5 protein-coding genes are annotated in these 12447 nt (G+C 65.6%); 1 reads left to right on the top strand and 4 read right to left on the bottom strand.

Annotated elements, in window-relative coordinates:
- Positions 1 to 127: 127 nt before the first annotated feature.
- Both LFM09_RS36745 and LFM09_RS36750 read right to left on the bottom strand, forming a co-directional pair.
- Positions 128 to 907 (bottom strand): hypothetical protein, encoded by a 780-nt coding sequence (locus LFM09_RS36745; RefSeq protein ID WP_414101217.1) that lies wholly within the window; start codon positions 905 to 907, stop codon positions 128 to 130.
- A gap of 233 nt (positions 908 to 1140) precedes the next feature.
- The gene (locus LFM09_RS36750; RefSeq protein WP_414101218.1) at positions 1141 to 4680 is read right to left on the bottom strand and encodes a DUF4365 domain-containing protein; all 3540 of its coding nucleotides are present in this window, start codon (positions 4678 to 4680) and stop codon (positions 1141 to 1143) included.
- A gap of 422 nt (positions 4681 to 5102) precedes the next feature.
- Here LFM09_RS36750 and LFM09_RS36755 point away from each other — a divergent pair, with 422 nt between their 5' ends.
- A complete protein-coding gene (locus LFM09_RS36755) occupies positions 5103 to 6044 on the top strand; it encodes an aminoglycoside phosphotransferase family protein (protein ID WP_414101219.1) in 942 nt (313 codons plus the stop codon).
- 96 nt (positions 6045 to 6140) lie between these two features.
- On the opposite strand, the gene mobF is transcribed toward LFM09_RS36755, so the two are convergent.
- Both mobF and LFM09_RS36765 read right to left on the bottom strand, forming a co-directional pair.
- Positions 6141 to 11009 carry a MobF family relaxase gene (mobF, locus tag LFM09_RS36760; RefSeq protein WP_414101220.1) on the bottom strand — a complete coding sequence of 1623 codons (4869 nt, stop codon included), beginning with the start codon at positions 11007 to 11009 and terminating at the stop codon, positions 6141 to 6143.
- 302 nt (positions 11010 to 11311) lie between these two features.
- On the bottom strand, positions 11312 to 12331 hold the full coding sequence (locus LFM09_RS36765) for a hypothetical protein (protein WP_156093739.1): 1020 nt from the start codon (positions 12329 to 12331) through the stop codon (positions 11312 to 11314).
- Between the last annotated feature and the right edge of the window lie 116 nt (positions 12332 to 12447).

Consider the following 12447-nt stretch of genomic DNA (forward strand, 5'->3'; position numbering starts at 1 on the left):
CGGCACCGCTTCTCTGCAGATTGCAGCACTGAGGCCGTCATCACGAGCTTGATCAACTTCGTAGAATTCTGACGCCACAACATCTTCGTGACCGAAGTTTGGCGTCGCTCGCCAACCGTTGACCGCGTCACTCCGCCCCTCGATCCGCATTCAGGATGTCCACTACGTCGTCGACGTACACCAGAGCGAGTGCGGCGTGCTCTGCAAGAACGCGAGCCGTCTTGCGAGCCAGAGGCAACACGGAGCGCTGTCCATCCGTCTCGATGTCCGCTTCGACAGCCACGGACAGACTGACCGTGCCACCCGCCGCCAGGTGGCGGACGAGTTCATCGTGGAGCCGCTGACTCGTTCGCTGCGTCGGCCCAGGATTGCGGTAGTTGCCGACGCGGCGCCGAAGGTTGTTGGTCTCACCGACATAGATCCGAGGCCTCCCCGCCGAGTTCGCGAAGGTCAAACGATAGATCGCGGCGACACGAGGCAAGCGCGGGAACACCAGCTTGTCGTCGGACAGTCCAACCTCGCCGCCGACACGCCATACACAACGCACGCGCACGTCCAGAGCGGGAGCGTCGTCGTCGATGGGCAGCTCAATCGCTGTAACGTCCGGCTGGCTCTCACCTGCTGCTGCCATCGGAGCGTCATGTCGAACGAACCGCACGTGACGGCGTTCCAGGGAGACGAGGTCGACCCGCCAACCGGCGTGGTGCCACGCCGCCTGCTGGGATCGCACACCGTTGGCCCACCACGTCCGGTGGTCGTATGCCGAGGCCGGCAGACCACCGACAAGGTCAGCAATCTCGGCAAACGACAGCTCAACACCCCGCAGACCGTCGCTTGCCGCGGCAGCAAGGCGTCCCGTCAGGGGTGCATACTTGCCCGCCAATCGTGCTCCCATCACAGCGATCACAGCCTGGATGGTTGGCAGTGTCCCCGGCAGGACCGAGAAATGTGCGCAGGCACGCCATCACCTGGGGGCTGGGGGCCACCTGGACCTGAGCCATCGACGACGGCCGAGCGGTAGGGACCGAGGAGGCTAATCGAGTGGTGTCAACATTCGCGGACACGCCGCAGTCAGTGATCATGGCAACGACATGCTTGGCGGAGAAGTGCTTTCCGATTTCGTCGACGGAACCAACCAGTTCAGTGATCTCGCTCGTCCCGCTGCCGGCGAATGGTTTCGCCGGCAGCGCGGGCTGCGTCGTGCAAGACGTCTCGAGTTGGTGTGTCGACGGCCAGATGATCGGCGATCGTGTCGGTGACCCGACCAAGGGTGTCTTCCAAGGCGCTGTTCGCGAGGTGGTCGGCGACGCCGATGCAGACTCTGACCAGCCATGCGACGAGTAGGTCCGGTTCGTGTGCATGAACGTTCTCGAGGATGGGCAGGCAGTCGGCGAGTGCGCTGTTGTAGTCGGACCAGAAGCCACCGCGCTGCACATAAGTAGCCGCCGCACCGAGAGACCAGTTCTCGTCGCGAGCAAGGCCAAGCAGCTCCTCGGCGGTCAGGGTCAGATCGACGACGTGGGCGCGGGCCAACGTCTGCACGTCGACGCGCAGCGAGTCCTCGGCCAGGTTCGCCTCGATCAGCACGTGCAGCAGGGCGAGGGTGCTGAACGCGGGTATTTCACGCTCTACAGCCAGTTCGCGAACAACGACATCATCGCTCCACAACGGTTTGCCCGTCTGAGCAGCCGTTTCGAGCGAGCTGACCCAAACTTCTCGATCGCCGAAACCACCCCGGTCGGGGAAGACCTCGCGAGCAGGAGTGTCCACAGCGACAAGATCACGAGCTGCACGGTCGACATCGGCAATCCGAGCGATGAACTCGCTGGCTTGCTGCCCGGAATGCTCGGTTACCGTCAAAGCGCTCTGGTCGGGATCGAATCCTATCCAGCTCACGCTGTCGGGATCGCGGCGAAGTTCGGCACCGGTTGCCTGGATGTCGTGTAGCACGTTGCGCGGCACGACGAGTTCGGCGAACGCAGCTCGCAGTGAGGGCCATCGGTCAGTGAGCAACGTGGCAGTGGTCAACGCGCTGGTCTCCACCACGACCGACTGGTTGAGGGAGTTCGTTGCGGCGGCGATTTCCCAATCGAAGCGGTCGGGATCCAGGGTCATCGCGACTATTGGACCGCAGGCGCGTTGGATCAGCGCTTGGGTATACCGCTGGCCGCGGGATGCGACCACCAATCCGAGGGGCAGCCGTGCCTGCCTAACGAGGTTCAGCAACAGCCGATCCTGCTCAGCACGCGGCGCCAATTGGGCCCGCATCATCTCGGCGAAGCTCAGTCCGTCGATGTTGATCGTCCGGATCGGACCGTCGGGATGACGGGTTGTGTAGTCGAGGAGGGTTTCCTGAAATCTCTGCTGGCCAGCTTCGTCAAGATCGGGCAAGATCGGGCGCCCGTCTGGGGCGTGCCGACCACCCGCGTGCATCAACGTGGCAAGGATCTGCGCACAGACCTCGGAATCGTCAGGCCAGCGGGTCAGGCTCTCCAGCGCCGTGGCGATGTCGGCTTCGGTGAACCCGAACTGCGCATGCAGGCCCATCCACGCACCCAGCGCGCCGCGATGGATGATGGGCGGATTGAGTTGCTGCAAGCGTGCCCATGCATCGTCGAGACGACCTTGGTTGATGGTTGCGCCGATCAGCACCCACTGAAGATCGGCCTCTTGTGGATGCTCGCCAAGCGCCGCTCGACTCTGCGTTTCGACGTTCATCCAGTCCCCGCGCATCGAGTAGAACCCGATCAACCCGCGACGCAGCGCCAGCCGTCGCTCAGCCGGGAGATCGGGGCGAGACAGGAGCTGGACAGCCGACTCCGCAGCGGCGTCAGGCTTGTGGCTTCGCAGCAGCAGGTTCAACCGCATCGCGTCCAGCGCGACGTCGCCGAAGCGAGCGACTCCCCGAGCACATTCCTGCAGCGCCTGATCGTATTGGCCGTCGTTCTCCAACACCTCGACCAATAGCTCCACCGCAGCGGCCGACGTAGCGACGTGACGGCGCAACTGCATGACTGCGGTTTGAACGTTGCCGCGGCCGGCTTCGCAGCGGGCGCCCAGGAGATCGGCTGTGACCGGATCGATGATTCCGGATTCGCGCGCCTGATCGAGTTCGGGAAACGGCCAGGCACCCAAGGTCGCCATCAGGTAGATGCCGCGCAAGCGCAAGTCGTGCTGCTCGATGGTCGGTAGTGCCTCTCGCCACAATTCGATCTGGTCGTCGCGTGGAAGATCAGGGTCGGCGGTCAGCGCGCGTAGACCTGCGGCGATCGGCTTTCCCTCAACTCGGTCAACGAACTCGGTCGCCTTGTCTCGTTGGCCCAGGGTGAGGGCCGCGATGGTGCCCAGGTAGGCGACATTTCCTTCGCTTGCTTCGTGTTCGCTCGCATGTCCCTGGGGCGAGGGCGTGGCTAGGTTGATCATGGTTGCGTATGCGCCGACAAGGTAGTGCTTGCGCAGCAGCACCGTGAGCGCCTGCTCGCTGGGGCCCGACCAGCGGCGTCGCTGCTGCCATGCGGTCGTGGCCAGCTCCTCGGCGCGGCGCAGATCCTCCGCCGGCACAGCGGCAGAGCCATCTGTCACGCGCCACAAAAGCGCCTCCGCCATCCGCAATTGCAGACCGCTGTTGTCCGGACCTGCGGCCAGTGCCTGCTCGGCGTAGGACACCACTCCGCTGATGTCACGGCGGTGTCCTGCATCCTCGCCGAGAATCTGCAGGCACATCTCTTCGCTGGCCAGGTCGTGTGGTGACGCAGCCCGGAGGGCTTCCGGAACCGGGATCTGGCTGGTTTCGCTCAAGCGCCTAACGTGCCAACGGACGGCATCGAGGAGCAGAGGTGATCCACCAGCGGTCTCAGCTTTCCTCAGCAGGTCAGCTGCCCTGGTCATGTCTCCGGTACCGGCGGTGAAAACCGCGGCGAGGGCGTATAGCCGCCCTGCGATTGCTTCGACCTGCCCGGCGGCCAGTGTGAACGCCTGAGCTGCCAGGTCGGGGTGGCCGTGTTCCACCGAGTACGCGCCCAGGATCGCTTCGAACTGCCCACCGCCCCGCACCAACCAGCTTGGCTGGCTGGCCAGGATTGTCTCGACCGCCAATCGCGGTTCACAACGCCCGCGCGCCAACGCGACGGCGAGCCGCAGCGCTCCGCGCGCCTCGCTAGCCGCAACGCGACGAATGGCGTCCGCCACCGACGGCGGCAAGTGCGGCATCGTCTCGTCCAGCGGGTCTTCCGTCGCGCCAACTGCTGCAAAGGCAATGGCGGCGATAGCGTCTTTGGAGTCTGGGGTGATCGTCTGATCGCGTGGGATGACGATCGTCCAGTCGTTCGGCGTGTAGTTGATTCGTTCCGCAGTGACGTGCTGCCAGTACAAGGTTTCTGTGTCCGGATCACAGAAAATGATCAGGACGGGGAGGGTATGTCCCAACCAGTAGCGCAGGTGACGTTCGTTCCCCTTCGCGCGATACCGCCACCCCTCGGAAGTCGGCTCGAAGTAGGATCGCCCGGTCTTGATCTGCAGGGCCACAGGGCGCCCCGACGGCACGCCGTCCGTCTTGGGTTCCACGTGTGCGTCGATGCCGTAGTCACGGATGGGCTGGTCGCGAAATACCCATCCCCACTTGGTGAAGGCAATAAGGGTAAGGCCAAGTCCAAGCTGTTCGGTGTCGGCGCTGTCCGTCATGCCAACCCACACTGGTGTCGATGACGCTTGGTGACGTTGCTGCTCACGGCTTCCGTCCAACACGTCGAGCCCGCGCTCGGTCGGCAGATGAGCTCCGGTTCAGCGCGCCGCGTGCTCCAGGCGCAGGCTGCTTGTCGCATTGCACTGCCGTCCAACTTCTGAGACTTCCAAGGCATCGGTCGTAGCAGGCTACGTGACCACTCCGGCGCTACTGGGTAACGCGCCCGGCATGCCGGGTCTGTTTCGGCCTTGGCGTCGTCCATGATGTCGCGGGTGGTTCAGGTTCATGGGCGTGATGCGGTCGATGCAGGGCGCCGTGCAGGATGCGCAGCGCCCATGGGAGTTCACCCGTGTCGCCGAGCGTGGGGCCGTCATGGTCGTTAGCCTGGCTCAGCTGGGATGATCGAGTGTGTGGGGCGGGTATGAATGCTGCGCGGGATGCCGAGGTCGCATCGTCGTATGCCTCGGTGGGCGCGTTGTTCGGCGTTGACTTGATCAGTTACGAACTGTTGCCCGGGTTCACTGGCGACGGCGTGTACAAGGTCAGCGACGGCCACGCCGACTACGTGTTGAAGGAAGTGGTCGATGAACCAGGGCTAGCGTTTCAGCTGGCCTGGCTGCGCGACCTCGCCAGCAACCCTGACATTCGCACGCCAACTCCGCTGGGCCGCGCCGAGGGTGGCGTGGTGCCTGTGTCCCTGGGGGATCGGAAATGGATCCTGTCGAAGTGGGTTGCAGGCCGTATCAGTGCCTTGGAGACCGACCAGCTCATGGCGGCTTACGGGCGTGTTCTGTCGGCATTGCACCGTACTGAGCTATCGGACTCGACCACGCGCGTGACGACGGCGGCGCGCCGCTATGACTCCGTCTACTTCGACAAGGCTGCGGGCACACTGACTGAAGCGCTAGGAGATGCACTGGCGCGCGCGGACTTGGAGTTGTTGTGGCGGGCGATGTTGGTCAGTGAGGAAGTGCTCGAAAGCCTGGAGAAGATCCAAGGCGAGATCGGAGCGGTGCACGCCGGTATCCATGAAGACCACCTCATGGTCGACGAACAGGGCGGGTCGGTCGGGGTAGTGGACTTCGCGCGCTGCGGCCTTGGTGTCCGCGCGCTTGACGTGGCGATGGTCGCTCACTATCTGCCCGATGAACGGCACGACGAGCTCAGGTCGCAGTACGCCGCCCGGGGTGGCACCGCCGCAGGACTGGACGGATACGAATGGCCCAGCCTGCTCCTGCTCACCGCGGTCGACAACCTCGCGACGCTCAGTCTGTCGCGCCACACGCGCGAACAACTTCTTTCCGGCCTTCCTGACCTTCTGGACTGCGCGCAGCGCCCTGTCGTGACGAGAGTGCGTGGCTAGCCGAAACCGTTCGCCTTCGCGCCTTGTGCGCTCGTGGAACGCACTTGCGGACGCGCCCAGCTCGGAGACGGCGTGTGCAGGGGAGCAGCGCTCGCCTCAATAGTCCATCCCAGAGCTGAGATCGTGTCGCTCGTCGACCTCTTCTACATCGTCGTAGCGGTGTAGCTCCTCAGCGGTGTGCGCGGGATGTGCGTCATCTCGACTGGCCGCGAGCGCCTCGGCGTCCTCGCGGAGATCTTCAGCTCGCTCGATCACGTCGTCGCGCAGAGCCGCGATCCGGCGTTTGTTCGACGAGAACTGATCTTCAGGTGTGGTCACGACGGGCCTCCACTGTTCGTTGAGTTTGTTCCAGGCTCGGCTACGGGAGTCGTCCCTGCGGGGCTGTGGCCCAAGCGGGACGTCTGGGTTGTTGGTCGTGATGCGGTATGCCTCGCGGTATGCCGCAGCGCTTGCGGCCAACTCGTCCCACCGGGATGCGGCGGTCGAGTCGATGGGACGCGGACCGAGACCGCTAGACCAACGCGGCTGCGACTCAGCGACGTCCTGGCGCAGCTGGGCTGCGCGCTCGGTGATCGCCCGTGCGAGCTGGTCGAGGTGCTTTGCCAGCTCGGGACGGTCGGTGAGCGCAGCTGGATCCGCGGCGTCGAGCCAGGGGAGTGGGCCGCGGGGCCGCTCCTGTTCGCCTGGCGCGGCGGCACGTTGGATGCGCTGTTCGACCCGTCGGTAGAGCACGGCGGCCGGATCACGTGCGCCATCGAGGCCGGAGAGGCTGTCGCTGTCAGGGACTGCCTGCTCGATGGTCCGACCCCAGCTGTGCGCCAGGTGTAGGAGCCAGCGCAGCGCAGGTTCGGCGTCTTGCCCGAGCGCGGAGGGGGCGCGAGCGGCGAGGACGTGAGTGATCTGGGTTTCGAGGTGCTGTTCGTCGGCGGCTCGTGCACTCCGTTCGTAGCGGCGCACGAGGTCGTGCAGGTCCTCGAAGGGGTGTGAAGAGGCGATTTCGTCAGCGGCGATCGCGGCTAGCAGGTCGTCCGGGTCGATCGCGTCACGCAACCTGTCCAAGGTGCTGGTGCGGTTGGTCTTGGTGCTGTCGGGGTGTGAGGTGTCGCTTGTGGACGGCGGCGTCCACCGGACGATCAGGTCTTGCCACGCACGTGCGCGTGGACCGTCGCCTTCGGGCTCTGCGCCTAGTGGGCGAAGGGGTTCGTTGGTAGTGACGTTGTAGGTGTTCCGGTAGGCCGCGCCCAGCCCCGCCAGCTCGTCCCACAGTTCGGCAGCAGCGGGATCATGGTGGGGGCGCGGTCCCAATCCGGCGGCCCATGCCGGCTCGTCAGTGATGACCAGCGTTCGCAACTCCTCGACACGTGCGCCCATCACCTGGTTCAGGTCCCGCAGAAAGTCGAGCAGCTCTGGGGTTTCGCGGAGTTGCTGGTGGTTCGGATGTGCGAGCCATGGCAGCACAGAGCGCCATCCGCCGCCCTCACGGCGCTGTTCAAGGAGTGCGGCCTGCAGGGAATCGGCCGCGAACTGATGGTCGGGCAAGGGGTCAGCTGTTGGGCGTGCGGCAAGCCAACGGGCGGCTTCGGCCATGGCCGTGTCAGCGTCGAGGCCCTCGGAGGCTGCTGCGGCTGCAAGGTGCCACACCGGTTCCCATGTGGTGTCCTCGACTGCGGCGGTAGGCGCGTGCTGCTCGATGACGGCGCGCCAACGGTTCGTGGCGGCCAAGGTCGGCGCGGAGACGCGCGCGGGCGGGTCGCTGTCCAGCAGTCGTTGCTTTACACGCCACTGGAGCACAGCAGCTGGATCCTCGACGTCCTCGGTGTCGAGCGGGCCCGCCGAGAGAGCGGACGCGAGCAATGGTCCGGACTGCCAGCCGAGGGCTTCGGCTGTGCGGAGGGTTTGTCGCAGCGCCGGGATGGCCGGACGGTCGAACAGCTCGGGAACCTGGTCGGTGAGCACCGCCTCAACCTGTTCGTCGACGCCCAGCAGCGCGACGTAGTCGTGACGGCCGACCAACGTGCTCAACGACTCGGCCGCCGCTAGGGCGTTGCGCAGCTCTTCGTTGGCGGCAGTCTCGGCCGATGAACGGGTGAGGGCGGCCTCGAGCACGCCGCGTGCGGTCCGTTCGAGTGGCGTCTCCTGGTGCGAGTCGATGGTGTGCTGGTGGGTTTCGACGTAGATGCGGTTGTCGTTCACGGCGCGAGTGGCGAGGGTGTAGAGCTGTTCACGAGAGATGCCGTGGGTGGCGATCGCATGCGCGGAACCGCGGCTTGTCATTCCCTGGACGCGGTTGATCGTGGCCGCGTAGCCCAGCTCGACCTCCTCGGTGACGTAGCTGGAGGGCACCACCACGGTGCCGCGGCTGACCTGGTGCCGCAGTTTCAGCGCACCGTCGCGACGTACCTTGACGACGTCCCACGTGTCGCCGTTCTTGATGAAGTCCTTGCCGCCGAACAACGTCCGGAGCCGGTCGTTGCGACGGGTGACTACCCAGTCGCCGGCGCTGGCGTGGGTACCGTCGTGAAGTTGTGCAGCCCGACCCTTGCCGCTCACATCTCCGCGGAGCATGCGCAGCGCTCGGGCTTCAAGGTTGAGCGCGGTGACGTCGTCGTTGGTCGGGACGATCAGCAGAGACTGGTGGCCGGCGTCGAGGTCGTTGCGCCAGGCACGGTGGGCGGCGTCTCGGATCGTTTCGCGGCTGCCGTCAGAGATCCAGCCCTGGTCGAAGTAGTAGTCGAGGCCCGCGGGATCAGCGTCATGGAGTGCGAGCGATGCGGCCCGCTGGCCGGGATCGCGGAATCTCACGACCTCCTTGAGCCGCACGGCGCCGTGGACGTGTGCGAACCAGCGGACCGCGCCACCGGCTTCCACTGCTGCGAGCTGCTTGTCGTCGCCGACCAGCCTGACATCGGCTCCGCGGCGCAAAGCGAAGGCGACGACGTCATGCAATGTGTGCGTGCCCGCCATCGAGACCTCATCGATGATCAGCACGTCGCCGCGGCGGAACGGGAAGGCTTTCTCTGCAACGCCTATCTTCTGAGCGAAGGTGACCTGGTGCAGGGTGTGTGGGCGGGCGTCGATCGCGTCGGCGAGCACGTGCGCGGCCCGTGCGCTCGGCCCGAACGCGTACACCCGGCCACCTTCCGCGCGCACGGCGTTGGCGTAGACCCGCATCGCAGTGGTCTTGCCGGCTCCGGCTGGGGCGTACAGCAATTGCACTCGGCGTCCGGATTTCGCGAACGAGGTGACGGCGGCTCGCTGGCCGCGGTTGAGCGAACCTCCTCCGGAAATCGCGTTGGCAACAGTCTCTGGAAGAAGACGACGGCCGTCGGTGAGGGCACCCCAGGTGGCTAGGGCGGACTCCTCGCGCAAGGTTCGGCCGGTCGTGAACCGCTGGCTATTGTGCTCGACGAAGACCGACTCGCCGGAACGTCGCCGCAGAGCGTTCGGTTCGGCTACCAGCGAAGGTGCCTCCAGCGACACCAGGTCCGGCGATTGCAGCACCGTGCGCACGACATCGGCGATCAACTGGTCGCGGCCTCTGTCCGCGACACGCAGGTGCGCGGTCTGGCGATGTGCTTCGGCTTCGATGTTCCAGGTGTTGAAGTGACCACGCTGGTCGGAGACAACTGTGAGCGTTGCCTTGGCGAGCTCGTGCAGGTTGAAGTCCGCGATGTTGTCGGCGTGGCCGCCGAACACTCGTTGCCCCAGCGCATCGATCACCTGCTCGGGGACCATTTTCTCGGCCTGGAGACGCCAGCGGTGGAGGTGTTCGGCCAGTGACCGCGGCGCCTGCTTGCTGCTTCGGGTGCCGTACTGGGCACGCTTGGAGATCTCGAGAACCTCTTTGGGAGAAGGCTCTCGGCCGTGCTGCCGACGGAATTCGACGATTCGACGGGCGCGGTCCTGCTCGACCTGGGCCGCGCGCTGCGAGAAACCGGTCAACAGGGCGGCGGGCACTCCGTCCAGCTCCCACGTCGGCCGCTTCGCGTCGATGCCACCGGAGGGCCGTTCGGTCCACGAGGCACCGTGTTCGCGGCAGAGGTCGCGAACACGGCTGTTGTAGTACTCCGACAACGTGACCGCAGCGGCGAGGACGGTGCGTCCGTCCAATGAGGTCCAGCGTCCATCCGGGCCCTGCACCTTCGTGCTGATGAGCACATGGGTGTGCAGATGCGGGTCGGCCGCGCGTGAGTCCCAGTGCTCGAAGATTGCTGCGGTGATCCCCTTCACGTCGTGCTGCGTGTAGCCACCAGCACCCTTGCGGGTGTACGCGACGGTGTTCTCGAAGTAGGCAAGGGTTTCGCGCACCGCCTGGCGATGAAGACTCACGAGGAGCTCGCGGGTGCGCTCGTCGGCGAGCGCCCAGGCGACGCTGACGGATTTCGAAGGCGCGCAAACGAGCTCTACGCCGCTGACGGCCGACTTCATGGCCTTCTTCTGCGCGGCGAGCCACTTGGTCAGCTCGTCCTCTGAAGGCAGCTGGCCTTCGTGTTCCTCGGCGTAAGCCTGTGACAGGACGAGGCGACGAAGGTCCGCGCGTGTGGCGTCATCGATCGGAGCGCCTGGCGGCAGGTTGTTGTCGAGGTTGTGCCGCTTGTAGGCCTCGATGACTTTGCCGCGCAACCGATCCGCACCGTCGTACTGAGGGAACCGGTAGCCGAGTTTGGTGGCGGACAAGGCTTCCGCCTCGGTGTGACCGAGGGCGATCATCTCCGCCTGGATGCGGTCTGCGTCCGGGTGGCGGCCTTCGCCGAACAGCGCGTTCATCTGTGCGGCCGTGACTTCGCCGTGCATGTTCAGAACGGCTGCGCCACGCCCGAACCATTCGCCAGGTGGGTAGCCGTGCGCCAAGTAGTAGTCCGACAGTGACTCGCCGGCCTCCAGACCGCGGTCCGCACAAGCCACCGAGCCGGTGAGGTACTGGTGCCCACCGGGCGAGAGCTTGCGCACGCCGATCACAACCACCAGCTCAAACTCGGTCGTGAAAGGACGTCCAGCACGCGCGCCAATAGCGTGCAAAACTCGGTGGTTTATCGATTCAGAACCGTGGAGCACTCACAGTGCAAGAGGTGCTGTGTGCCGGCGGGCTGAGGGACGGAGGTTGGGGAGCGGCGGGCGGCGGGTGAGGGCGGCTCGGAGGGGAGGGCGGGCAGGCCTGGACGGGGGCAAGAAGAGAGGCTGGGCTGCTGAGGCACGGGGGAGGTGCACACGCGAAAGCCCCCGGCGGAAACCGGGGGCTTCGGGAACGCGCTCGTGCGTTGGGACCTCTACGCGGCGGCCAGTTCGTCCAGCTCGGCGGCCAGCTCTCGGCACGCGGCGCACTGGCCGTCGTCGGCGACAGGTGCGTTGGTGTCGTTAGGTTCGCGCTGGACTCCGCACGTCACACAGTCGCTGAGTTCGGCGGTATCCTGCCGTGCTTCGGCGGGCGGTTCGGCTGAAAGGTAAGCGCGTGCGTAGTCCGTGATGATCTCGCGCACGGCATCCGTAGGGGCGTGGCGCCAGTCGGAGCGCAGCAGTGCCCGCGCGACAACGTCGCCGTGCTTCGTCCAGACGAACGAGCAACGGGCCGTCACAAGGTCTGCAAGGCTGTGGCCAACCACCAACTCCGGGAGACCTGCGCAACCCACCACACGGCATTCGCCACACAGCATGTCGTCACCATGTCCGGCTTGGACGCGCGCTGCGTTCAGGTCATAGCGTCCTCGGCAGATCCCGCACGCGAGGCACGCGAACGGCACCTCATTGGCGTACAACGCCGCGCGGTCGTAGTCGAACCCTGAGGCGTAGACCTGCTCGGCGGCCGCACGGTCATGGCGGTCCGGCACCTGATCCCCGTCCGCAACTCCGGCGCTGTCGACGCGGTAGCGAGCGAACCCGGCGGCGTCGGCCTGTTCCTGACGGGAACGAGCTTTGCGGCGCAGCTCGTTCCGCTGCTCGGTCTTCAGATCGCGCGGCGCTTCGTGCTTGTTGGTGCTGTTCCAATGCGGCGCGCGCTGGGAGCTCCGTTCAACGGTCCGGCGCGTTTCACCCGGCTCGGGCAAGCATGCCGCGACGATCGCACGGTCTTCCTGGCTCGGGGCGGTCTCCAACAGGTGGTTGATGAACGCAAGGGCGGTGTGCGGGCGCTCGTCCAGCTCGTTGGCGATGCGCGCGATCACCCACAGCGTCCGCGTGGGCGCGACCTTGAGCAACTTCCGCCCGAGCTTGCGGGCTGCGCGGATGTTGCCTGACCTGACCAGCTCGGCAAGCTCGGAAATGGTCTCTGGAACAGAAATAGCTGCAGACATGGATTACCCCACTACTGATTTTGTGCTTCACCGGGTCTGGCGTTCCCGGCGCTTCTTTCTTGCAATTCTGATCCTAGTGACCGAATAGGGTGCTTCGCAAGAAATTGAAGTAGCAC

The organism is Lentzea alba (genome assembly GCF_047445655.1).
Classification (GTDB): domain Bacteria; phylum Actinomycetota; class Actinomycetes; order Mycobacteriales; family Pseudonocardiaceae; genus Lentzea; species Lentzea alba_A.

Coding starts and splice junctions, on each gene's coding strand:
- LFM09_RS36750 (WP_414101218.1), bottom strand. CDS start 4,680: ATGACGGACAGCGCCGACACCGAACAGCTTGGACTTGGCCTTACCCTT.
- LFM09_RS36755 (WP_414101219.1), top strand. CDS start 5,103: ATGAATGCTGCGCGGGATGCCGAGGTCGCATCGTCGTATGCCTCGGTG.
- LFM09_RS36765 (WP_156093739.1), bottom strand. CDS start 12,331: ATGTCTGCAGCTATTTCTGTTCCAGAGACCATTTCCGAGCTTGCCGAG.